Source organism: Paenibacillus sp. B46(2026) (assembly GCF_056786355.1).
In genome coordinates this window covers 1,768,144-1,790,246 of record NZ_CM165907.1, presented here as the reverse complement: position 1 = coordinate 1,790,246, position 22,103 = coordinate 1,768,144, and the positions used below count along the sequence as shown (strand labels likewise).

25 protein-coding genes and 1 pseudogene are annotated in these 22,103 nt (G+C 46.0%); 7 read left to right on the top strand and 19 right to left on the bottom strand.

What is annotated here, in order from left to right:
- Window positions 1-15: 15 nt before the first annotated feature.
- The 3 genes from AC1S8V_RS08145 to AC1S8V_RS08135 are packed head-to-tail and all read right to left on the bottom strand — an operon-like array spanning window position 16 to window position 1,537.
- A complete protein-coding gene (locus tag AC1S8V_RS08145; protein WP_482073193.1) occupies window positions 16-252 on the bottom strand; it encodes a hypothetical protein in 237 nt (78 codons plus the stop codon).
- Window positions 253-284: 32 nt separating this feature from the next.
- Complete coding sequence (locus AC1S8V_RS08140) at window positions 285-773, bottom strand: cysteine hydrolase family protein (protein WP_482073192.1); 489 nt, start codon at window positions 771-773, stop codon at window positions 285-287.
- Between the two features lie 53 nt (window positions 774-826).
- Window positions 827-1,537: an AAA family ATPase gene (locus AC1S8V_RS08135; protein ID WP_482073191.1), complete on the bottom strand. Its 711-nt coding sequence runs from the start codon at window positions 1,535-1,537 to the stop codon at window positions 827-829.
- A gap of 299 nt (window positions 1,538-1,836) precedes the next feature.
- Between AC1S8V_RS08135 and AC1S8V_RS08130 the strand changes: the two genes are divergently transcribed.
- The 3 genes from AC1S8V_RS08130 to AC1S8V_RS08120 are packed head-to-tail and all read left to right on the top strand — an operon-like array spanning window position 1,837 to window position 4,708.
- Window positions 1,837-2,721, top strand: a complete 885-nt coding sequence (locus AC1S8V_RS08130; protein WP_482073190.1) for a PRD domain-containing protein — start codon at window positions 1,837-1,839, stop codon at window positions 2,719-2,721.
- Window positions 2,718-3,224 carry a PTS sugar transporter subunit IIA gene (locus tag AC1S8V_RS08125; RefSeq protein ID WP_482073189.1) on the top strand — a complete coding sequence of 169 codons (507 nt, stop codon included), beginning with the start codon at window positions 2,718-2,720 and terminating at the stop codon, window positions 3,222-3,224. The genes AC1S8V_RS08130 and AC1S8V_RS08125 overlap by 4 nt, the downstream gene beginning before the upstream one ends.
- Window positions 3,225-3,253: 29 nt before the next feature.
- Window positions 3,254-4,708: a PTS transporter subunit EIIC gene (locus AC1S8V_RS08120; RefSeq protein ID WP_482073188.1), complete on the top strand. Its 1,455-nt coding sequence runs from the start codon at window positions 3,254-3,256 to the stop codon at window positions 4,706-4,708.
- A gap of 154 nt (window positions 4,709-4,862) precedes the next feature.
- Here AC1S8V_RS08120 and AC1S8V_RS08115 read toward each other — a convergent pair whose 3' ends face one another.
- From AC1S8V_RS08115 to AC1S8V_RS08080, 8 genes and pseudogenes are all read right to left on the bottom strand, one after another.
- Window positions 4,863-5,876 (bottom strand): GtrA family protein, encoded by a 1,014-nt coding sequence (locus AC1S8V_RS08115; protein ID WP_482073187.1) that lies wholly within the window; start codon window positions 5,874-5,876, stop codon window positions 4,863-4,865.
- Window positions 5,873-6,895, bottom strand: coding sequence for a phosphodiester glycosidase family protein (locus tag AC1S8V_RS08110; protein ID WP_482073186.1), 1,023 nt, complete (start codon window positions 6,893-6,895; stop codon window positions 5,873-5,875). The genes AC1S8V_RS08115 and AC1S8V_RS08110 overlap by 4 nt, the downstream gene beginning before the upstream one ends.
- Window positions 6,896-7,326: 431 nt before the next feature.
- Complete coding sequence (locus AC1S8V_RS08105; protein ID WP_482073185.1) at window positions 7,327-8,313, bottom strand: radical SAM protein; 987 nt, start codon at window positions 8,311-8,313, stop codon at window positions 7,327-7,329.
- 289 nt (window positions 8,314-8,602) lie between these two features.
- Complete coding sequence (locus tag AC1S8V_RS08100) at window positions 8,603-9,235, bottom strand: hypothetical protein (RefSeq protein WP_482073184.1); 633 nt, start codon at window positions 9,233-9,235, stop codon at window positions 8,603-8,605.
- Between the two features lie 29 nt (window positions 9,236-9,264).
- Window positions 9,265-9,840: a GNAT family N-acetyltransferase gene (locus AC1S8V_RS08095; protein WP_482073183.1), complete on the bottom strand. Its 576-nt coding sequence runs from the start codon at window positions 9,838-9,840 to the stop codon at window positions 9,265-9,267.
- A gap of 92 nt (window positions 9,841-9,932) precedes the next feature.
- On the bottom strand, window positions 9,933-10,394 hold the full coding sequence (locus AC1S8V_RS08090; protein ID WP_482073182.1) for a GNAT family N-acetyltransferase: 462 nt from the start codon (window positions 10,392-10,394) through the stop codon (window positions 9,933-9,935).
- 25 nt (window positions 10,395-10,419) lie between these two features.
- A complete protein-coding gene (locus AC1S8V_RS08085) occupies window positions 10,420-11,034 on the bottom strand; it encodes a histidine phosphatase family protein (protein WP_482073181.1) in 615 nt (204 codons plus the stop codon).
- Between the two features lie 127 nt (window positions 11,035-11,161).
- Window positions 11,162-11,569, bottom strand: a pseudogene (locus tag AC1S8V_RS08080) (DUF2569 domain-containing protein); the annotation flags it as partial.
- Between the two features lie 173 nt (window positions 11,570-11,742).
- Here AC1S8V_RS08080 and AC1S8V_RS08075 point away from each other — a divergent pair.
- Both AC1S8V_RS08075 and AC1S8V_RS08070 read left to right on the top strand, forming a co-directional pair.
- Entirely contained in the window at window positions 11,743-11,904 is a 162-nt protein-coding gene (locus AC1S8V_RS08075) for a hypothetical protein (RefSeq protein ID WP_482073180.1), read from the top strand.
- Between the two features lies 1 nt (window position 11,905).
- Window positions 11,906-12,688 (top strand): hypothetical protein, encoded by a 783-nt coding sequence (locus AC1S8V_RS08070; RefSeq protein ID WP_482073179.1) that lies wholly within the window; start codon window positions 11,906-11,908, stop codon window positions 12,686-12,688.
- 19 nt (window positions 12,689-12,707) lie between these two features.
- On the opposite strand, the gene AC1S8V_RS08065 is transcribed toward AC1S8V_RS08070, so the two are convergent.
- The 8 genes from AC1S8V_RS08065 to AC1S8V_RS08030 form a co-directional block, all read right to left on the bottom strand.
- Window positions 12,708-13,001: an RNA polymerase alpha subunit C-terminal domain-containing protein gene (locus AC1S8V_RS08065; RefSeq protein WP_482073178.1), complete on the bottom strand. Its 294-nt coding sequence runs from the start codon at window positions 12,999-13,001 to the stop codon at window positions 12,708-12,710.
- An 18-nt stretch (window positions 13,002-13,019) separates the two neighbouring features.
- A complete protein-coding gene (locus tag AC1S8V_RS08060) occupies window positions 13,020-14,027 on the bottom strand; it encodes a phosphotransferase (protein ID WP_482073177.1) in 1,008 nt (335 codons plus the stop codon).
- Window positions 14,028-14,068: 41 nt separating this feature from the next.
- Window positions 14,069-14,662, bottom strand: a complete 594-nt coding sequence (locus tag AC1S8V_RS08055; RefSeq protein ID WP_482073176.1) for a DUF4304 domain-containing protein — start codon at window positions 14,660-14,662, stop codon at window positions 14,069-14,071.
- An 86-nt stretch (window positions 14,663-14,748) separates the two neighbouring features.
- Window positions 14,749-15,267, bottom strand: coding sequence for an NUDIX hydrolase (locus AC1S8V_RS08050; RefSeq protein WP_482073175.1), 519 nt, complete (start codon window positions 15,265-15,267; stop codon window positions 14,749-14,751).
- Between the two features lie 163 nt (window positions 15,268-15,430).
- Window positions 15,431-16,108: an ABC transporter ATP-binding protein gene (locus AC1S8V_RS08045; protein ID WP_482073174.1), complete on the bottom strand. Its 678-nt coding sequence runs from the start codon at window positions 16,106-16,108 to the stop codon at window positions 15,431-15,433.
- Complete coding sequence (locus AC1S8V_RS08040; RefSeq protein WP_482073173.1) at window positions 16,105-17,235, bottom strand: ABC transporter permease; 1,131 nt, start codon at window positions 17,233-17,235, stop codon at window positions 16,105-16,107. Before AC1S8V_RS08040 ends, AC1S8V_RS08045 begins: the two co-directional genes overlap by 4 nt.
- A gap of 67 nt (window positions 17,236-17,302) precedes the next feature.
- A complete protein-coding gene (locus AC1S8V_RS08035; protein ID WP_482073172.1) occupies window positions 17,303-18,679 on the bottom strand; it encodes a sensor histidine kinase in 1,377 nt (458 codons plus the stop codon).
- Window positions 18,676-19,353, bottom strand: a complete 678-nt coding sequence (locus tag AC1S8V_RS08030; RefSeq protein ID WP_482073171.1) for a response regulator transcription factor — start codon at window positions 19,351-19,353, stop codon at window positions 18,676-18,678. Before AC1S8V_RS08030 ends, AC1S8V_RS08035 begins: the two co-directional genes overlap by 4 nt.
- 263 nt (window positions 19,354-19,616) lie before the next feature.
- Here AC1S8V_RS08030 and AC1S8V_RS08025 point away from each other — a divergent pair, with 263 nt between their 5' ends.
- Window positions 19,617-20,600, top strand: coding sequence for a cation diffusion facilitator family transporter (locus AC1S8V_RS08025; protein WP_482073170.1), 984 nt, complete (start codon window positions 19,617-19,619; stop codon window positions 20,598-20,600).
- 269 nt (window positions 20,601-20,869) lie between these two features.
- Complete coding sequence (gene sstT / locus AC1S8V_RS08020; RefSeq protein ID WP_482073169.1) at window positions 20,870-22,087, top strand: serine/threonine transporter SstT; 1,218 nt, start codon at window positions 20,870-20,872, stop codon at window positions 22,085-22,087.
- Window positions 22,088-22,103: the final 16 nt, after the last annotated feature.

The following is a 22,103-nucleotide window of genomic DNA, read 5'->3' as shown; positions in this document are numbered from 1 at the left end:
ATAAAAATAGACCCTTTACAGGGTCCTGTCGGTGCTCTTGTCTTTATTTTTCACTAAGTATCCACTGGCAAGTGCTGCCGGAGCAATAAAAGGTAAGAACGTCAACCAATTCATCAAAAGGAGTATCGGAAAGAAAATAAATATGACACTAATATACATCATGACTGGAGACTTTTTCTTCAATCCCTGAACACCGAAGACAACGCCTGCCAATGAGATCACAAGGACAAAAGCAATGTGAAACACGTTCATAACCATCACCTCCATTTGGATATAGCCGACACTTATTGAATTAGATAATCAACCACAGGATATGAGATCACATTGCGATCTCTGTACGTTGAAATCACCGCTTCGTGATGTGTGCTAAGAATTCCATTTTGCAACATCACCGGACGGAATCCTCGCTCCATTGCTCCGTTGTATGTGAATAGAACACATTCCTCTGCGGCAAAACCGGCGATGATCACCAATTCAATTCCATGACTCTTCAACACCTGCTCCAGATCAGTCTGCCAGAAGGCATTGGAAGCTTCCTTGGTAACCGTGAGATCCTTCTCATTCACATCCACCTCAGGAATGATGCGATACTCATCTGGCGCTGCCCCCTCCATGCCCTCCACATCCTGCACGTGAACGACCACATGATCATTCGATCGCAGCACGTTAGCCACATGGTTAATGTACTCGCAGACATGGTCTATCGAAGTCTGGTCCATCTTTTTCCGCACAATACTTTCTTGCATATCAACAATAAGCAAACCTACTTTCATCCAATCTCTCCTCATACAAAATGTAGTTTTAATCTTGGTATCACAATATCAATTTAATCTTTAAATAATTCATTCAGCATCCGGTCACGGTTCTCCAGAAAGCTGCGGGTAATCTGATAGTGATCGGTATCCTCATAGGCTACCTCTTGAATCTGGCTATCGTCGAAACTTAAAATCTCTGCCCCCGGATACCCCAGTAAAATGGGTGAGTGCGTCGCAATAATGAATTGCGAAGTGCCTGACAGATCATGAAGGATACGCAATAAGGAAAGCTGCCTAGCTGGAGATAAAGCGGCTTCGGGCTCGTCGAGCAGATAGATGCCTTTGGAACTGAACCGATTGACAAACAGACTGAGAAAAGACTCCCCATGCGATTGTTCATGTAATGAACGCCCGCCATAATATTGAAGCGACGCCGGCATCTCATCCACATGTGATGCGAATTGATAGAACGATTCAGAGCGCATGAAGAAACCATTCGTTATTTTGGGCAACCAGGCTAGCCTGAGATAATTCCCGAGCGAGGATTCCGAAGCATGTGTCTCATAGGTATTATTCCTGCCGCCCCCTGCGGTATTGAATCCACATTGATGAGCGATGCCTTCCAACAGCGTAGATTTCCCTGAACCATTTTCACCTACAAAAAATGTAACGTTATTCCTGAGTTCCAACCGTTCCAAGGACCGTATTGCGGGGATGTCAAAAGGATATTGGTCCCGATTCTCAATCTTGGCCGACATGAGTTCCACACTTCGAAGATACATAGGCATACTCCTATTCATGTTAGATTTTGCTCCATCTACGGCAGGTACCTTTTCGTTTACACATTCCCTATATTTTAAACGACGAACAAATGGATGACAAAATTATGGTTGACGGTGGCAGATCAGCTTTTATATTATGTAGGAAGAACGTTCTGATAAAAACATAAAATGAATTGGCGTGTTACCACCCCAGAGGGCATGAGCCAAGAAGCGAACATGAGACTATACTCGCTTCTTGGCTCTTTTTGCGTTCCGGAGGCATGAAAGCGTTAACTTTAGAAACGAGGAGGCGGTGAACCGTGAGTAAAGGAATGATTCTGCAGGTGGAGCGGGTCGTCGGCAGTAATATTGTTCTGGCCCGCTCGCACCAGAATACCAAGGAGTACGTACTGATTGGCAAAGGGTTGGGATTTGCGTTCAAGGTGGAAAGTACCGTTCAGGCCGATGATCCGCGGATTGAAAAAAGATTCCGGTTGGAAGACCGGGAGGAGTGGGGGCAGGCGCAGGAGCTGATGAGGGACTTGGACCCCAATGTCATCGACATCTCTGACCGAATTATCCGTCGCATCGCTGATCAGTTTCCCGGCAAGCTGAATGACAAGATCTACCTTGCTCTTCCGAGTCATATTCAGTTCACCTTATATCGTATCCGCAACGGGATGGAGATTCTGAATCCTTTTCTTACGGAGACAAAGCTCAGTTTTCCGAAAGAATTCGAAATCGCCTCGGAAGCGGCGGCCATGATCGGAGAGGCCTTTGGCGTAGAGGTACCCGAGGATGAGGCCGGGTTCCTGACATACCATGTGTACTCCTCCGTAAATCACGTCCCTGTCGGACAGTTGGTTAAGGTATCCAATGTGATCAGCAAGCTTCAGTCGATTATTGAAGAGGAGGGTGGCGTTCGCTTTGATCAGGGCAGCCTTAGCCAGGCAAGACTCATGATACACCTGCGCTTCTCCATGGAACGCCTGTATCAGCAGCCGATGACGGCCCCCACCTTCGCACAATATGTGAAAAATGAATATACGTCCGAATACCAGTTGGCCAGAAAACTGAGCGCTGTAATGGCCGAGGATTTGGGTACAGAAGTGCCCGAGGAAGAAACGGCTTTTCTCGCCATGCATTTATACCGGCTTTTTCAAACCCATGCCAAAACCAACAACAGAAAGGACAACACACAATGATCTGGAAATGGAAAAACAACAAATCTGCCAAAACATCTGAAACAATATCCGTCGCCTCCCCGCTCACCGGAACCTGCGTCAGTTTGGAAGAAGTGCCTGACGAAGCGTTCGCGCAAGGACTTATGGGACCGGGAGTCGCAATGATTCCCCAGGAGGGCAGGCTGGTCGCCCCTATCGACGGCACTGTGGTGCACCTGATCAAATCGCACCATGCCGTAATGATTGAGCATGCTTCCGGGCTGCAGCTGCTGCTGCATATCGGTATGAATACTGTCAGCCTGAAAGGACAAGGCTTCACACCCCAAGTGCAGACCGGGGATCAGGTCACTATCGGTCAGACCCTGATTGAATTTAACCTGAATGCGATCGCTTCGGCCGGTTATCCGGTCATCACCCCTGTCATCGTTGCGAATGCGGCTGAACAGCCGTGGGAGTCGCACCCGGAGTATGGCAGCGTAGAAGCAGGCATGGGAACTATCATGAAAGTCAGCTTATCCAAATAACCTAAATCAAAAAAGAAAGGAAGAACAATATGCTGAAAGCACTGCAAAAGCTGGGAAGATCCCTGATGCTTCCTGTAGCAACCCTGCCTGCGGCAGGTATTCTTCAAGGCCTCGGTCTTCTTAATTATGAAAAGGACATTCCGCTCGGTCCCGTGATCGGGGGATTTCTTAATCAGTATGTAGTTCCATTCCTGAATGAGGGAGCGGGGGCGATCTTCGGCAACCTTGCGCTCATCTTCGCCATTGGGGTGGCAATCGGACTGGCGGGGGATGCGGTCGCCGCTCTTTCCGCCCTGATCGCTTATATGGTGCTGACGCGGATTCTGGGAGCCGTTCCAGGTGTATTCGGCTATATTCCTGACGATGTCAAGCTGGATATGGGCGTATTGGGCGGGATATTTGCCGGACTGCTTGCAGCCTATATGTATAAAAAATATCATAATATTAAGCTTCCTGATTGGCTCGGCTTCTTCTCCGGCAAACGCTTTGTGCCGATGGTCACCGCCGGCTCCATGCTGGTGTTGGCCATCCTGTTCGGCATGGTCTGGAGCCCGATTCAAGATGCCATCGGCGCTTTCGGCGCCTGGATTGTAGGTTTTGGAGGCGTTGGCTCCATGGTGTTTATGATCGCCAACCGCCTACTCATCCCGCTCGGTCTGCATCATGTCCTCAACTCCATCGCCTGGTTCCAGATTGGAGATTATACCAATGCAGCCGGGGAAGTCGTGCACGGCGACCTGACCCGCTTCTTCAACGGAGACCCTACGGCAGGCATGTTCATGTCTGGCTTCTTCCCGATTATGATGTTCGCTCTTCCGGCGGCGGCGCTAGCCTTGATTCATACAGCCCGGCCTGAAAAGCGCAAAATGGTCGCTTCGATCTTTATCGGCGCAGCGGTGGCTTCGCTCTTAACGGGTATTACCGAGCCGCTCGAGTTCTCCTTCATGTTCGCGGCTCCTCTGCTGTATGTGGTGCATGCTATTCTTACCGGTGCAGCGGCCCTGATCATGTACCTGCTGAATGTTAAGCTGGGCTTCGCCTTCTCTGCAGGTCTGATCGATTACCTCGTGAACATGAAGCTGTCGACCAATCCGCTGCTCATGATCCCGGTCGGACTCGCATTTGCGGTCGTCTATTATTTCCTGTTCCGGTTCATGATTGTCAAGTTCAACCTGAAAACGCCGGGGCGCGAGGATGACGCTAATGATGCCAATGCCCCCAATGATACTTCCGCCGTGGCAGCGTCCGCCGACACCAAGGCTGGCAAAGTGCTCGCCGAGATCGGGGGAACAGATAATATCGAGAGCATCGACGCCTGCATCACTCGCCTCCGGCTAGTTGTTAGGGACGACAAAGCCGTCAACGATCAGGCGCTCAAACAGCTTGGCGCTTCCGGCGTCATGAGGCTCGGTGGTGGAGCTGTGCAGGTCATCTTCGGCACCCAGTCCGAAATCCTGAAGGATGAGATTAAGAAGCTGATGTAACGCTCGTCCTCCTGTGAGTTTAACGGCCGAGAACAAGGGTATTCCCCCCCCCTGTTCTCGGCCTTTTTTGTTAACCAAGAAGCGCAGGATATTCTTTTGAAACGGTTTTGATTGAAAAAAGAGAGCAAGCCTTAGGCCTACTCTCTCTTCAGGGTTAATAGACAAATCTGCGCTGTGCCCAATAGCTGAATACAAAGATGGACACCTCAGTTAACAGCTTGGCTGCGAGCAGCGGGATAATCAGTTTTTCATTATAAAAATACAGTAAACCGTAGTTTAATAGCAGCACCAGTAGGACGAGTGAGAAGTATTTGGGCAAAGACTGCCGAACCTTAGAGGTTCGTCCAGCGGAGAATACGTACTTCCGATTAATCGTATAGTTGAAGATGGAGCTGCACAGCCTTGCTGCGACAACCGACAGAAACAGATTATGCGTGAAATACTGGATGACGAATAGTAGTCCAAAATCAATCAGAGCGGACAGCACCGAAGATGTGCTGAACATCAGGATTGGCATATAGATCCGGAACGAATCAACCAACGGGCGGAAATGGGAGGACTCATTGTGATTCAGATACACCGTATCAATAAACTCCTCCGTAATCTCATACCCTTCCTTGTGTGCCGTTAACAGCATGTTCATCTCGTATTCAAACCGATCCCCAGGAATCTGACTCAGCCAATCCAGCATGGAGTAAGGAAAACCGCGAAGACCCGTCTGTGTGTCATATACTTTGGTACCCGTCGTGAGGGAAAAAACTGCCCGTGTGACTGTGTTGCCAAAACGACTACGTGCTGGAATCTCACCACTGAATCGACGGCTGCCGAGTACTATTCCTGGTGTCGTTTGTGCGAGCAATACTTCGAAGATACGCTTAATATCATGTGGCAGATGCTGTCCGTCACTATCTGCGCACACCACACCGCCCTGAGGTCCGTACTCCTTAATATATTGAAAACCCGTCTTCAACGCCCTTCCCTTACCCAGATTGACGGGATGTGTCAGGACCGTACAGCCATACGCTTCTGTCGTTTCAAAAATCCCACGGTACCCCGGGCCACTGCCATCATCCACAATCACAATGGGTCCAAGTTTAAATGTTTGCAGTTGCAGAACGAGATTCAGTAAACGTACATCGGGTTCATATGATGGAATTAATATCGTCATGATCCTTGTCCCTCCGTCAGATATAGAATGTCACTTACGCCACGTTCCTGGTTACGCCCCAGCGGGTTATTTACGACTCTGCCCATAAAATACATCGTGGATGAACCGCCACCATCCAGATTGTAGGCTTCGGTTGCTCCGAGACCTTTCATGACATCGGCCAGTTCTGCCAAGGTCATGCCACGGCTGTTGTCCTGCCGTCCGTCCACCACCACGAAAACGTAATGATTCGGAGCAATCATGCCAATCGCAGTTCTTGGATTCGCATCCTGGATGGAGCGGTTGCCGAAGTTGTTATCGATTTTCACACTGCTAAAATCACTGACAATCTCGCCATCCTGGATCAGAATCGGTCCAAAGGATAACGTATTGGTTGCACCTTCGGCCAGCAGTTCCGAGGAAGAAATCTCGTTCTCGTTATATGTTTTCATCGTTCCGTCGTTGAACAGGGCAAGTGCATCCCGCGTTGGGCTGTCCCGGTACAAGGTTCCATTTCGGATAATGACACCATCTTCACGAAATCCATAATAGTCACCATTAATGGCAAAGATCGCATTGTTGGCGGCGGCAATCTCTGACGTATTTTCGGTAATGTTCGTTCCAAAGCTGTTGTCCGCCAGCGCGGTTCGCAGACTGCTTGCATCCGTTAGCTGAACATCGGCGACATAATACGTAATCTGATCCGAGCCGGAACCGGTCTGTACCTTTTCAATATTGACCTTCATATCATCACTCGAATAATTCCAATCATCTGACGTTGCATTCAGTTCAGTCGTGGTGGTCGATGTGCTGTTGGAATCATTGGTGTTGTCCGTTGCTGCCGTTGCTGCCGTTGCCGTGTTCTCATCCGCTACAACCACCTGCACATGCCGGATCAGATAACGGTCAGCCAGGCTGTACAGGATTCCACCTATCGCGAGCACGCTGACAAGTGTGATGATGAGCCATCTGCGCTTTCTTGGGGAAATGGGTCTTTTATGTGGGTTTTTCCGGGTTGGTTTCTCATCAATCTTCATCATGTGAAGCTCACCTCTTCATCTATGTTCTTAAGGCCATATTAGGCCGGGTAGCTTAAATGAATCTGAAACCATATTAATTGAACTAAAGAATATTCACACTGACACTACGATGACAGAACAACCTTCCAATCGCTGTTACCCCCAGATTTTTTTGATTCCCTTTTCTAAAGGGGAAAATCCGGGGATAAAGGCGAAGCCTATGCTTCCGAAGTTAGCTTTCTTGCAGAAAGCTTTTAGCTTCGCTTTTTCAGGTTTTTTCTGTCCTCTCCGTTATTGTGTAAATGAATAGTTCAATCAAAAAAGGCCATCCGTTTTCCCCATCGGGGAAATCAGATCACCTTGATTTCAATCTATACGACCTTAAAGGTCACTAATATCGTGTACATATTTCGTTCAGCATACATATCACATATCTTCAACAGATCTTCCTGTTATGCGTCTGCAAAAAGAGCATCATACGCGGGACAAGGCCGCTTTTCCAGGAATTCCGTTAACGCTGGTGGCTGCTGGGCATAGATATCCTTCAACGACGTTCCGTTATAGATATTGCCAATCACGACAGGATGACATAACTCACATATGAGAATATCCCCGTTGCCGTGCAGGTGCAGCTGTTTTGTACCATCCACACAATTAGAGAAATACACACCAGGTTGTTCACGCAAATTCAACTGTTCAGCGAACCGATCCATACAGGTAAAATAGAGCGTTGTATCCGGCTTCTTATGTTCAATCAGCTCCGTTACAGATCGAACAAGGGACTCTCTCGAGACAATCTGACTCCAATCCGTATGTGGCATCTTAATGCTGTTCTGGATCTCATGGATGCGCACCCCCAGATCATACACCTTATCGCTAATGGCCTGCATGTTCGCCTGGTTACCTTCAAACAATAAGGTTTCCAATACCGTCTCCAGACCGGCTTCCGTACACAAACGGATATTCTGCTCCAGTCTCTCATACATCTGAGGATGCACACGGTAGTACGCAGCATAGGCCTCCGCATCCGTATAATTGAACGAGATATGAATGTTGGACAAACCTGCATCACGCAACGCGAGAATCCGTTCTTCTGTCAGCAGACTGGCATTACTGTTCAATTGTGTATCAATGCCATGTGCCGCACAATACGTAACAATCTCCAGGCAATCCTGGTATTTCAGAGTAACTTCTCCCCCGGACAATCGCACTCGCTTGAGACGAGGAAGCTCACTAATAATACGGATCACTTCCTGACTATCAATGCACACTCCATCATCCCGATTGTAGGCGCAGCAATAGTCGCATTTATAGTTGCAGTTCGATGTCACTCCCACCTCAAGTCCTTCCAGCTCATATACGCCGGGTGTCTCCAGTTCGAGTGATTTATATCTGTTTTTGGCTATCAATTCGTTGTACCTCCTGGTTCCTTCATTCATTCCACGTTTGGATAACTTGAAGATTATAGCGGAAGGAGCCTAGTTGACGATATGACATTATGTACGTTTCATGCCGGAAAACAAAATAAAAACCCATTTCCTCAACGATCGGGAATGGGCCAAAGCTTGGTATATGTTAATTGAATTAGACAATATAAAATACGATACCTTGACCTTTCGATGCAGCAATACGGTAGAACTTCTGAATCTCAGTCAGGTGTGATATTAGATAATCCCAGAATGAGGCAAAGCCAGATATTGTCCAATCAAACTCATCTTATTTCCTCCTTTATTGTATGTCGTCCTTGTTGGACTCAGGATTATAGGCAAACTCATGGCTCGCCAGCATGATGAATGACACACGCCCCTTTTGATCAAAATTCATGGACAACCCTTTCATGTTCTCAAATCCTCCTTCTAATATTGCATGGTCAAAGGACGGTATGACATGGTAATTGCCTTTTTTATTTTTCTCCATGACATATGTAATACTTTTTACTTTTCCTTTTTTAGTATCTATAAAAGCTTTTTTGCCGTATTGTTGGAAGACCTCCTGGACTGTACTTCCATAACCTATCCCTCTTGGCGTTTTATACTTTATGAACTTTGCCGGATCATTAATCATGATGCCATCCACAATGCCATCTTTGTAATGAATACTCATATCTTTGTACTGGTAGACATTCGTATAGTAGTAATAATCCACGTGGAGTCCAAGTTGCTGCTCAACCTCTTCACGAGTACTTCCTAATTTAATGGTAATATCTTTGGATTTAATCTGAAATTGGAATTCATCCTCAGTAAATATCTTAGTTGCATGGGATGCAGGAGGTTCTTTTGAAACGGCATTACGATTGTATGTCACCTCTGAACTACTTAAAAAAGTCATGAATAGAATAAAATACAGAATTCCTTTGTTCAACCTTCATCGCCCTTTCAAAAACACGTTCTTTATTTAATACGAGAATAGAAGTCTTCTTTTAAAAAAGCATACATCTTGAGATCCTGAAGTTCATTTTTTACCTTCATGTATTTCCTCAGCACACCTTCGAATTGCATACCTGCCTTCTCCATAACCTTGGCAGAGCCTGTGTTATTCACCAAACATCTAGCTTGGATTCGCTCGAGTCCCACTTCGTCAAATCCAAATTGTATGATTCGTTTCACGACTTCGGTCATGATGCCTTGATTCCAATTTTGGTCAGATAGCACATATCCCAGCTCGACTCTTCTATTATCGCTATCACACCCTAAATAGTTACAACTACCAATCAGCCTCTTGGTGTGGTTATCTTCAATCCCCCATGGGCCTATTAGATCCGTCTCATAGCGACTCATGACAAAATTTAAAAAAGCTTTTGTGTCTTCTATGCTCTGATGCGCGTCCCATGTGGTGAACTCCGATACAGCAGGTACAACGCAATAACTATACATATCATCCAGATCATCATAGCTAAGGGGCCGGAGCAACGTTCGTTCGGTTTCTAATATCGGAAATGGTTCGAAGAAGCTTTCAATCGTTTTCATAGATTCACCCTCCTCAGATTGTTAGGACCAAGAACATAGAACAAATCGGTCAATATTTTATTCTTTTTATCAACACTAAAATAATCCCTTTCCTAGAGATTCTTAAATAACAATTCTCTATATTGTGTATATCCGTTCTTCTCATAGAAACCCTTCGCTTGATCATTCCTCGACCAGTAATCTAGTTCAATTTTCTTGATACGATGCAAGTCGGCAATTTCCTCCACTTTGTCCATCAATCTTTTACCGAGCCCTTTACCCCTGTGCTTCTCCAGAATATTAAGTTGATGTACATAAATGGAACGATATGCTTTCTTGAAAGCAGTCTCGTTATACTCCTTGATCTCAAACCAGATATAACCGAGTACATTCTCATCTTGTTCAAGAACATAGAACTGGAAATTCACGTTAGTCATGATAGATCTAAAGAATTGATTAACTACACCATAATCATATGCTTTGAAATGTTCTGGATACATGGTGGCGTGCAGAGTCTGCACTTCCTGATTAAGTCGACTTATCAGCTCGTGATCCAGAGTTTGTTTGATGTTCATCTGAGTTCCCTCCAAGGTAAAACAATTAATCTAGATGACTCAACACATTTACGCTGCTAAGTATCCAACCATGCCTTCCTTTTTCAATGGTATGTACACTGGTGTTGTCCATGGGATAAAAACTGGATTTATTGCTCCATTCCCTATTCTCAAGCAGATAATATAGGATGTTAATCACTCCGCCGTGAGTAATTAAGAGAACATTGGATTTGATTGTCTGCTCCTCTAGACCTCTGAAAAGACTCTCGAAAGCTGTGCTTATCCGGCTATAAAAATCCCTTGGACTTTCTCCTCCCGGAAACGGGGAGTCCATCTCAAGAGTGTTGAAATAAACCCCTGGGTAATGCTCTTCAGCATCCTTATGGAGCATACCTGCCAAATCTCCGTTATTCATCTCCCGCCAATCTTTCATTAAGCTAGCCTGCATGTTTAATTTCTTCTCAATTTCCCGTGTTGTCTGCACTGCACGAGGAAGATCACTGCTAATGATCGTATGTATGTTGTACTCCTCAGCGTGATGATGCAAATGCTCTCCCAGTTTCTTGGATTGATTGATTCCCTGTTCCGTAAGTCCACGCTCACTCCATCCGCCTCGATACCCTTCCTCATCCATCCCATGCCTTACCAGATAAATTTTCAAGATCTCTCCTCCTTTTCACTTCTTTAATGAACAATATCCTTTACACTGTATGACTAGCCCGGCATATATAAAATAAACCCGACCTCAGATAGCTTCTATCCAAGATCGGGTATTTCCTGCTTACCATTTATCTTACAAATGTGTTATGAACTCGCTCTGATTTGATAAAGTAAGGAATCCAGATGGCACAAGTGATTACAGATTTAGCAATTTCTCTGATCGAGCTTCCATCTTCCAATTCTTTTGCTAACGGAATCTGGAGTAATAATAGGTAATCAATGATACCAACAGCTAGACTGAGACCATAGAATATGATCATCAGACGGGGTAATATTGCTTTCTTGCTATAAAACGCAAAAATTGTATAGACACTAAATAATAAAAACAGCGTATTGTACACCATCTCAAAAATAAGTACCGGACCCCATAACGGGTGATAGTAGTCCGATTGTTTGGAGGTTAGCATTTCCCAAGTCTCCGTTGTGAATGTAGGTATTATCTGTTGAAATAATTGCACTGCAAGCAGAATTACCGTAAGAAATAATCCACTCTGGTATCAATTTCATAACATCGTACTCATACGCTGTAAAAGCCAAAGAAGACCTTCGCTATACTTGCGCCATGTTCAGCAAAGTACACGTACGTCATAATCCTCTTATATAGATACAAGTGGTGACTCTGCATTCGACTACGAAGGAGGATATGGATATGCCCAATCCCAAAGTAAAACTTTTGCCTTTTGCCGATATTTCAAATTATGTCGAAGGCTTCGATATCGTTTCCACCCAGTGGGGCGGTGATGGCCTTGTCTATGTGCTGCTGATGAATCAGATCCCCGAAAGAGAACGAGGTATGTTCGGTTCAGTGTAAATTGAACCAAAGCTATACGTACAAAGTGCTTATTGTGACAGATCAAACTATCGAGGAAGTTGTCATCTGGGGGCAGACGTTCAATTATCATTACGTACAACCATTACATGATCATCTGCTGCTCGTCGGAGCACGGTGTGCGAATTACGGAAATGAAAAGTTTGATCTGAATGCCAAAGTGTGTGATTTAGACGGAAATACAATTCGCGAGTTTCTGTTGGGAGACGGTATCCAAAGTGTACAGGTCACAGAGAAGGGAACGATCTGGACCAGTTACTTCGATGAAGGGGTATTTGGTAACTACGGATGGAGCGATCCAATTGGATCAAACGGTCTGTTGGCCTGGGATGAGCACGGTAAAAAAGTGTACGAAAACCGCGCAGCTGACATTGCGGATTGTTACGCACTCAATGTCGTAAATGATAACCAGGTCTGGTTCTACTTCTATACCGATTTCGAACTCGGTTGTATCTCAGGGGGCACCAGTGAACCCAAAGTGACATTTATGAATCCAAACAACTCTGGTTCCTCCGGCTTCAGTACAGATGGTTATCATTACTTGTTCGATGCCGGGTACGGTAAACATGGGATGTTTGTCCTTAAGAAAATGGAGAAACCCGGAAGATTGAGCAAAGGACAGAAGATTGATTTGCTAAATGAAAATGATCAGCCCTTCAAGCAGGCACGGCAGGATTTTCGCCAGCATCGTCTGCTACTCAGTGAAGGTAACTTGTTATATCGGGTAACGATGGAGGAGATTACTTTCGCTTCTGGTTTGGATTAGTGGAGTATCGTGAAGAGGGTTATTTCTTAAAAGATAATCCCTCTTCTTCCAATGCGTTCCGCAGTTTAGGCATAGCAGATGGCCCGATTCCATGCAGCTTCAGGATTTCTTTCTCCGTGTACTCCGCAAGTTGCAGTAGTGTTGTAATGCCTTCACTCTCCAAGGCACGTCTGGCGGGAGCTGACAGCAAGGCTAGAAATCCTTCTGTCGGTTTACGTTCAGCTTCGCACGTTGGACAGGTGGGGCAATCACTTTTTTTATAATACGAATGTCCTTGTTCGCATGTTCTGAGTGTTCCTTTATCGTTTGCCATGTGGGCATCACTCCTGAATTAAGTATTCAACCAGTTCTTAATATCTGAAATCATATTTTCGTATTGTTTTAGAGCCTCTAAAGTCCAAATGACTTGTGATGTTCCTACTAGCTGTTCCTCTATGTCCGTACATTCAATCCACAGTGACCGTTTAAGACTATACTCGAGCCAGTCCAACTTTCCAGCAAAACCAATATCCAGAACCACTTCCCAATTGGCTGTTAGACTCCCCACTCGCTTCTTATATCCACCTATAAAAGCCAAGAACTTTTCCTCGTTTATACTTCCAGAGCTATCTACTGACCAATACACAGCTGTTTCTACCAGATCATGCATCGGATTAATATAACCTGCCGATTCCCAATCTATAATAATAGGTATATCTTGTCTCCACATCACATTCTTAGGCTCCAGATCTCTGTGACTAATAACATTATCGGATGCTAGCATTGAAGATGAATTCTTAGCCCTCATGCTCCACTCATACAGCTTATCCATATTGGAATCCAAAATCTCAATCCATTTCGAATTCTCATTTTTTCCTTTGTTCAGATAAAACATCCAATCTATTTTTTTAGAATTAGTCACCTGTGAACTATCCAATTCTAGTTGTCTAAAATCCGTTTTATGGATATCTGCAAGGATCGTTCCCATCAGAGAACTGTTATTGATAGTAACTTCATCTTGTTCCAAACGTTGACCCTCAATCCAATCAAATATTAGATAGAATTGATTATCAATGTTATGCATATAAGCACCCTTTAACCTTTTTGCAGGTTGAGCATGGATATGTTCAGCTGCCACGTTTGCTATTTTTTCTGAATCAATATAATTTTGCACAGCAGTAGGTCTTATCATGATCTGGGGATTCAATGCCTTAACTGCATAATTAGCTTGCGTGGTTTCAATGGCGTACATTCGATGAAGAAGTCCACCTGAAATCGGTTTGGGCGAACTGATCAAATCACCAAGCTGTAACTCATTACACAGTTTCTCAAAATTTAAAGTATATTGAGTATCGTTCATATGTTATCCCCTTTCATTTTGGTATTTGTCTGAATCAAAGATTACATTCCGTACTCGGCAAAAACGGCTGCATATTTCTTTTCTAATATCGTCCAGCGCTTTTCGGCTCCGTATTTGGCGTGCAGTTGCTGTAAATAATGCTTGGCTTCTTCCGTATCGCCGGCTTTTAGCAGGAAGCGGAAGGTTACTTCGCTTAAATGTAGCGCTGTCTTGTCCATATAATAATGGACTATATCTCTGGCCCCTGTTAGCGAGTGTAGGAATGACATGCCCTCTTCCAAATATGACACCAGTTCTTTCGATAAAGCGTCTGGATCGATATCAGGCGTTAAGGTATAGTGGGCCGGAGCGGAAGGGGCTATTGCTCTGATTCGGCAGGTAAAATGAGATATGTACTCCAATATGTCTCCATTCATTCCAACGGAATGCAACTCCGCAAGTTCGGTGGAATGAACACCACAATTAACATAAAACTGGACTTGACTACTGGTGTTATACTTTGCTCTTTGAATGTTGAACTTATATGTGAGGTTTCCATCCGCTTTGTAGAAATTCAGATTTTTCTTGGAATAGCCGTGTTTGGCAAATACGGGTTTGACTTCTGTATTGATGATCTTCTTAAAAAGTTCCTGCATAAGATATCACTCCCAAGGCAAAGTTTATTAAATAAGTTGATACCCTTTTTTATTCAGAATCCTGCTTCTTCTATTTTATAAAAATACTATTTAGCTTCTTCGCGCAGCACATAAGCCAGTTTGTACATCTCCGCAATGTCATATCTGTTCTGTTCCTGGAATCTTCGGATCGCCTCGTCGATCTCTACCACTTCAACTGCAACCACCTGCTCACCATCCTCCGGATTCAGCGGATCAGCAACAAGTTCAACATCTCCATATCCGATGATTCGTACAAAATGGGGATGCGGGATATGCGCTCGATACGGTTCCAACGCACCTGATGTGCAATAGAATTGGCCAAAGATCTGATAGGACCGCATTTCTGCCCCAAGTTCCTCCATCAGTTCGCGTTTCAGTCCATCCATGTAATGCTCACCGGCTTCAAGCGTCCCCCCAGGCAGCTCCCAGGCTCCATTATCCAGTTGGAAGACAACACATTGATCCCCGACAAATGGAATGATGCTAATATTACTCACCAGCTTTTCATCCACGATGTCGTTTATAATCCCCCAATGAATCGACGTACTCAGTGCCGGGAATTGTTCTGCATTCAAGCTGCTCATCTGCATCCTTTCCTCTCTATCCAATTCCACTATTCTTCCAATTATAGTCGAAAACACAGAAAAAAGGCCACTTTCCCACCGGGAATACGTGACCCTCATCTTACACTCTCTGCCCTTAAGCCTTGGATCAATATTGTCTCCAGACTCTCAGACCATTCTCCTTCTAATGCTGCACCAGCTTTCCGTTTTCCAAAAAAAGAACCCGGCTACAGAGCGGCAAGATCCGCTCATCATGCGTAACCATCACTGCACTCTTGCCCTGCTCTTTCACGAGCCGTGCAATCATGCCGACAATATCCAGCCCACGTTCCGCATCCAGGCTGGCTGTTGGTTCATCCGCGAGCAGGACAGCCGGATCGTTCATCAAGGCCCGTGCAATGGCGACCCGCTGACGTTCCCCGCCAGACAGCTTCTCGGCATACGCCTTCCGCCGATGGGTCAACCCTACCGTATCCAATAGCTCATCCACTCGTTTCTCCGCCTTGTTTTTATCCGTTCCGGCGAGCTTTGCAACGACCATGAGTTGTTCTTCTACTTTCAGATACGGAATGAGATTGGCACTTTGAAATATAAAACCAAGCTGCTGAAGCCGTACATCGGATATATCTTGTTTGCTTTTGCCCATAACACTCGCTCCGTCCAGCAAAACCTGTCCTTCCGTTGGTTCAAGAAGTGCACCAGCAATGGACAAGAATGTACTTTTGCCCGAGCCGGAAGGCCCCATCACAGCCACAAGTTCACCTTCAGCTACCTCAAGGTCCAACTTGTCCAGAATCGTGCGTTTACTGCCACCATCTTCAAAGGTCTGTGTAATTCCCTGTAATACCAGTCGGTTTCTCATGCTGCAGTCCTCCCAATCGCATCAAGTGCATCAATTTTGGTAACCTTCCACACCGAGAATAACGAGCCCGCCACAGACATGAGTATGAATAATACACAGGTCAGTGCGAGGGTGGACAAACCTAATTGAAACGGCATTGATGCTGGCAAGATGGACTCGAACAGTCGAACCAACAGCACGCTAATCAGCAGACTACCAACCGACAGGATCAATACTTGTAAAGAAACACTACCCGCCAGATAACCATTCCGCGTTCCGATGGCTTTCAATATGCCGAACTGACTGGTTTTCTGAATGGTGATGACATAGAAGAACACCGCAAGCACAAACGCCGAGATGACATATAGAAAAGCGATCATCATGAGCAACGATCCCTGCTCTTCTTTGTATCCAGGAATGGCCGATACGGCATCCGACTTCGTAATGACTTCCGCATTAGACAATGCAGCACTCAGGCGGTCTACCTGCTCTCCAGCACCTTTAATCGCAATAGCATTGTATATCGGAGCATTGGCATTGGTGTCTGCTGAACCTTGCGAAGTTCGTGAACTTCCCTGGAGTGCGAGCCATTCCTGTTCATTCAGGAACACCACCGGAGAGTGACTAAAGGACTCATTTTGTACAAATCCACCGACGGTCCACTCCGTTCCCGAGGCTTGATCGACCAGGACGGTGCCAATCGTGACGCCGGATTCAGACAGCTTGTGGTCCACCACAACCTGCCCGTTTGTCTGATCCGTAACCGGAGATCCTTCAGTAACCGTTGGAGCAAGCCAACCTTCCGGGTTCACCATGAACAGCGTAACATCGATCTTTTTTGTATCGCCCGTTGGACTGACAGTTGTCATTTTCACACCCAGTGGCTCAGCGTTCTCTTGCCCTACCGCGGAGCGAGCTTGATTAAGTTGATCCTGATCCACTTGTGAGCGGGTAAATCGATGATTCGAATCCTGTTCCAGTACAAAGTGGGTTGCTGCCATATTTTTGACCGAAGCTGCGTTATCATACGCCAGCCCCTGTGCAAGACCTGTAACAAACAGTACCAGAAATGAAACCAGCACCATGATTGTAGCAATTAAGGCATACCGCCCTTTGGCATACCTCATTTCCCGAATAGCCAAGTACATGTTCTGTGACCTCCCTCTTGATAACCCAAGTATAGGAGGCGAAAATGAACGGCAAATGAATAACAGATTACATCTGCGGAAGTGTCACGGTAAAGACCGTGCCCTCAGGCGAACTGGAAACCTCGATGGTACCGTCATGAATTCGGATAATTTTCTGCACAATGGCAAGTCCAAGTCCCGTTCGTCCGGAAGAACGTTCCCGCGCACGGTCCACCCGATAGAATCGATCAAACAGGAAAGGCAGATGATCCGCAGCAATCCCGTCTCCTGTATCCCGAATCTGAATCATACATTGGGTATCCGTCTGCTCGGCATGAATCTCGATGCTTCTTCCCTGTGGCAGATGATTCACCGCATTGCCCAGCAGATTCATCCACACCTGCATGAGCAGCACTTCATTGCCGACTAGCTGGATGGATTCGGGTACCGAAATCCGAAGCAGCAGTTCTTTTTCTTCAAGTTGCCATTGCAGCACCTGAACCGCTTGCCGGAATTGAGCTCGCAAAGAGAACTTCACTTTGGTCAGATCTTCGTTGCCTTGTTCAAGGGAGGACAGGAGAAGCAGTTGTTTGCTGAGCAAAGAGAGATGACGACTCTCCTCCTCAATGATCGATGCATAGTGCTCCCGTTCCTGTTCAGGCAGATCCCGATCCGCCACCAATTGGGCAAAACCCTGAATCGAGGTCAGCGGCGATTGAATCTCATGGGATACGTTGGATACAAACTGCTGCCGCGCCTGATCGACCCTCTCCAATTCACGACTCATGGTCATGAAATGCTGGGCCAGCTGTCCAATCTCATCCCGCCTTGCGGTAGGCAATTTCAGATTATATTTTCCTTGCGCAATCCGCTTGGTCGCCTCAGACAGACGTTCAATCGGATTGACCAGATAGCGGGTACTGATCAGAAAGATCAGAATACTAATGCCTATCGTGAGTGCTCCAATCAGCGCAAAAAAGATCCGCAGCTCACCGAATTGCAGAATTACATCCGGGCGCATAAAGAGAGCGTAATTGGCATTGCCCAGTTGCAGATGAACACCCACGGTGTTACTTAATTGATTATCGAAGAAACCGGTAATGAACGGTTTACTCGGAAACTGAGCGACACCATGGTATACCTCACCATTCAGCACCAGTTCTACAGCTTGCTTGTCCAGATCTTTCTCTCGAAATTCGCGGCCGTAGAATCGGTCGCTGCCCTTTCCATCTGTCACATAGATTTCGTACCCGAGTGCGGCGGCATTGTTCAAATACTGCTCCATTGTGCCGGGTTGCTGCTCCACAAATTGCTTCATTTGCGTCGCAATGCCCACCAGCTTCTCATCATTGAAATCCTTGAGCTTTGCATGATAGTAGATATTCGACAAAAGAAAACCCAACATGCCGCTGACCATAATCACCGCAATCGTAATGAGAAATACCCGGACGTACAAGGTCCTCAAGGTACTTTCACCTCCATCTTGTAACCAATCCCTCGCACAGTCTGGATGACGAAATCGTCCGTATATTCGGCAAACCGATCACGCAGCCGCTTAATGTGCACATCAACGGTACGGTCATCTCCTTCGTAATCTGCTCCCCATACGAGCCGAATGAGTTCATCACGCGAGAACAAACGGCCCGGGAACTGCGCAAGCTGTGAGAGTAATTCAAATTCTTTCATCGGCAAAAAGAGAATGGATTTCCCATCGGTAACCTCCACATTGTTACGGTCAATGACGATCCGGTTCATCCGGATGATATCGCTGGATGTGCGATGGTACCGACGAAATAACGCCTTTACCCGATAGACTAATTCTTCCGGTTCAAACGGCTTGGTCACATATTCATCTGTTCCTTTCAAATAACCATCTCTCTTGTCAGATAGCTGATCTCGTGCCGTCAATAGCATGATTGGAATATCGTAGTGCTGCCGAATGAAATCACATAACTCCAGTCCATCCATACCGGGCATCATCACATCTAAGATCGCCAGATCGATTGGCGTTTCTTGCATCAGTTTGACCGCTTCCAGTCCATCCTGCGCTTCATGGACCCGATATCCTTCCTTGGTCATGACATGCCGCAGGAGTGCTCGAATATTGGCATCATCGTCTGCCAGCAACAGATGTTTCATAATAGTTGTCCGCCCTTCTATGTAGCGAGTACAGCTCACTTTGATCCTGCACAGATGGTAGCATAAAAGCAATCTTATCCGCCAGCACACATTCCCGGAAACACCGCGGCCATGTTTATATTTCCATGAATCTGGTTGACACTATTATGAGGCGCAACTATAATAAAACCATAACATATGAACAAACGCTCATATATTCATTTGTAGTCACACTAGAAATCATATTACATAACGGAGCAAGGCTCCAAAGGAGAGGATTTTATATGTCCGGACATCATCACAGTCATAACCATGGGCACGATCATGGACACAACCACGCTCACACCACCAATAACAAGAAAGTGCTGCTGTTTTCCTTCATTATTATTACCCTCTATATGATCGTTGAAGCCATTGGTGGATTCATCACCAACAGTCTCGCGCTAATCTCGGATGCAGGTCATATGCTGTCAGACTCCATTGCACTCGGGATCGCTTTACTGGCGTTCACTTTTGGTGAAAAAGCAGTGAATACTGGTAAGACGTACGGCTACAGAAGATTTGAAATTCTGGCCGCTACTTTAAACGGAATAACGTTAATCGCCATTGCGCTCTACATTTTCTACGAAGCGATTGGGCGTTTTATCCACCCGCCAGAAGTCGCAACCGTAGGCATGTTAATCATCAGCGTCATTGGATTGCTCATCAATATTCTGGTGGCCTGGATCATGATGCGTGGTAGCGATACGGAGAATAACCTGAATATGCGCGGTGCTTATCTCCATGTCATCAGTGACATGTTGGGATCTATCGGGGCCATTGCGGCGGCGCTGCTCATGATGTTCTTTGGCTGGGGTTGGGCCGATCCACTTGCGAGTGTAATTGTCGCGGCGTTGGTATTGCGTAGTGGGTTCTATGTCACCAAATCGTCCCTGCACATCTTGATGGAAGGCACTCCGGCCAATGTCGATGTGAATGAACTGGTGCGGACCATCAAACAAGTCGATGGCGTCAAAGGCGTACACGATGTGCATGTCTGGTCCATTACCAGTAACCTGAATGCGTTGACCGCTCATATTGTGGTGGATGGAATGATGGATGTCTATGCATCCGAGATCCTGGTTCAGAAGATTGAACATATGCTGGAACATAAAGAAATCAAACATGTAACGCTCCAAGTGGAGTCTGAAAAACATCTGCACGATACCTCAGTACTATGTACCGTGAAAGGCGACACACCGGATGCCCATGCGCATCATCATCATTGAGATTTTGGGATTTACCGATCCCACAAAAACATAATAGGACGCTCCCCACCTGAAGGGAGCGTCCTATTGTTGTACCGCAACATTAATCCTTACACTGCTATTCATGGATTACTTAACCACAAGAGAGATTACAGCCTTATATAAATCCGACAGGACGCAATATTTTTCATTGCAAAGGGATTATTTCATGGTAAACTAATATCTAAACGCAAAACGCTTCACCGCTGTGAAGTGAGTAAGTTTTTCCATTTTCAATCCGGAGGGATATCATGATTACATTGCTGAACAAATGGAACCAATTTAGTTTGGTTAAACGAATACTTGCAGGAATTGTAGTAGGGGTTATTCTCGCTTTATCTTTTCCCCATGCGGCCGGAATCGGCATGTTTGGTTCCTTATTCGTATCTGCGCTAAAAGCGGTTGCACCTATCTTAGTCTTTCTTCTCGTGATCGCGGCTATCTCTCAGCATAAAAAGGGCCGTCCGACGAACATGAAAACGATTATTCTGCTCTATGTAGTAAGCACTTTTTTGGCAGGTCTGACTGCCGTCGTCGCAAGCTTTCTCTTTCCAGTCAATCTGTCCCTTATAGAAGGAACTGAAGGTCTGACTCCCCCCGGCGGGATTGCAGAAGTTCTTCAAACGTTACTGCTTAATGTCGTCGATAACCCGATCAGTGCTCTGATGAATGCCAACTATATTGGAATTCTTGCCTGGGGCATTCTTCTCGGTGTCGCTTTGAAGAATGCCAAGGACAGCACCAAGAACATGTTATCCAATTTCTCGGATGCTGTATCCCTGATCGTCAAATGGGTCATTAACCTCGCACCGCTGGGGATCATGGGACTAGTATATGAATCCATTACAGCCAACGGACTTGCATCCCTGCTTGATTATGGAAGATTACTTCTTGTTCTGGTTGGATGTATGCTGTTTATTGCTTTAGTGGTAAACCCGCTAATTGTATATGTGGCCATTCGCCGCAATCCATATCCGCTCGTCTTTAGCTGCTTGAGAGAAAGCGGGGTCACTGCATTCTTCACACGCAGTTCCGCTGCCAATATTCCGATTAATATGAAAATGTGTGAAAAGATGAAGCTGGATCCTGATACCTATTCTGTATCGATTCCGTTAGGCGCGACAATTAATATGGGGGGCGCTGCGGTTACCATTTCGGTTTTGACGCTGGCTGCCGTTCATACCCTCGGCATTGAAGTCGATATCGGTACCGCGCTTATTCTCAGTCTTCTATCGGCCGTGTCTGCAGCAGGTACTTCTGGCGTTGCTGGCGGCTCGCTCTTACTCATTCCGATGGCGTGCAGCTTGTTCGGCATTCCGAATGAAGTTGCGATCCAGGTCGTTGGCGTCGGTTTTATTATCGGTGTGCTGCAGGACTCATCCGAAACGGCTCTGAACTCCTCTTCCGATGTGCTGTTTACCGCAACTGCGGAGTATGCAAAGAAGCGAAAGGAACTAGGAAACGCTTGAGCAACGTTTTGCCAGT

Bases quoted from the DNA above. Each gene is read 5' to 3' on its own strand.
- AC1S8V_RS08040 (WP_482073173.1), bottom strand. From the start codon at position 17,235: ATGTACTTGGCTATTCGGGAAATGAGGTATGCCAAAGGGCGGTATGCC.
- AC1S8V_RS08105 (WP_482073185.1), bottom strand. From the start codon at position 8,313: ATGAATGAAGGAACCAGGAGGTACAACGAATTGATAGCCAAAAACAGA.
- AC1S8V_RS08140 (WP_482073192.1), bottom strand. From the start codon at position 773: ATGAAAGTAGGTTTGCTTATTGTTGATATGCAAGAAAGTATTGTGCGG.
- AC1S8V_RS08030 (WP_482073171.1), bottom strand. From the start codon at position 19,353: ATGAAACATCTGTTGCTGGCAGACGATGATGCCAATATTCGAGCACTC.
- AC1S8V_RS08065 (WP_482073178.1), bottom strand. From the start codon at position 13,001: ATGGCAAACGATAAAGGAACACTCAGAACATGCGAACAAGGACATTCG.
- AC1S8V_RS08110 (WP_482073186.1), bottom strand. From the start codon at position 6,895: ATGATGAAGATTGATGAGAAACCAACCCGGAAAAACCCACATAAAAGA.
- AC1S8V_RS08045 (WP_482073174.1), bottom strand. From the start codon at position 16,108: ATGAGAAACCGACTGGTATTACAGGGAATTACACAGACCTTTGAAGAT.
- AC1S8V_RS08075 (WP_482073180.1), top strand. From the start codon at position 11,743: ATGCCCAATCCCAAAGTAAAACTTTTGCCTTTTGCCGATATTTCAAAT.
- AC1S8V_RS08055 (WP_482073176.1), bottom strand. From the start codon at position 14,662: ATGCAGGAACTTTTTAAGAAGATCATCAATACAGAAGTCAAACCCGTA.
- sstT (WP_482073169.1), top strand. From the start codon at position 20,870: ATGATTACATTGCTGAACAAATGGAACCAATTTAGTTTGGTTAAACGA.
- AC1S8V_RS08125 (WP_482073189.1), top strand. From the start codon at position 2,718: ATGATCTGGAAATGGAAAAACAACAAATCTGCCAAAACATCTGAAACA.
- AC1S8V_RS08135 (WP_482073191.1), bottom strand. From the start codon at position 1,537: ATGTATCTTCGAAGTGTGGAACTCATGTCGGCCAAGATTGAGAATCGG.
- AC1S8V_RS08095 (WP_482073183.1), bottom strand. From the start codon at position 9,840: ATGAAAACGATTGAAAGCTTCTTCGAACCATTTCCGATATTAGAAACC.
- AC1S8V_RS08120 (WP_482073188.1), top strand. From the start codon at position 3,254: ATGCTGAAAGCACTGCAAAAGCTGGGAAGATCCCTGATGCTTCCTGTA.
- AC1S8V_RS08025 (WP_482073170.1), top strand. From the start codon at position 19,617: ATGTCCGGACATCATCACAGTCATAACCATGGGCACGATCATGGACAC.
- AC1S8V_RS08050 (WP_482073175.1), bottom strand. From the start codon at position 15,267: ATGAGCAGCTTGAATGCAGAACAATTCCCGGCACTGAGTACGTCGATT.
- AC1S8V_RS08145 (WP_482073193.1), bottom strand. From the start codon at position 252: ATGAACGTGTTTCACATTGCTTTTGTCCTTGTGATCTCATTGGCAGGC.
- AC1S8V_RS08090 (WP_482073182.1), bottom strand. From the start codon at position 10,394: ATGAACATCAAACAAACTCTGGATCACGAGCTGATAAGTCGACTTAAT.
- AC1S8V_RS08060 (WP_482073177.1), bottom strand. From the start codon at position 14,027: ATGAACGATACTCAATATACTTTAAATTTTGAGAAACTGTGTAATGAG.
- AC1S8V_RS08115 (WP_482073187.1), bottom strand. From the start codon at position 5,876: ATGACGATATTAATTCCATCATATGAACCCGATGTACGTTTACTGAAT.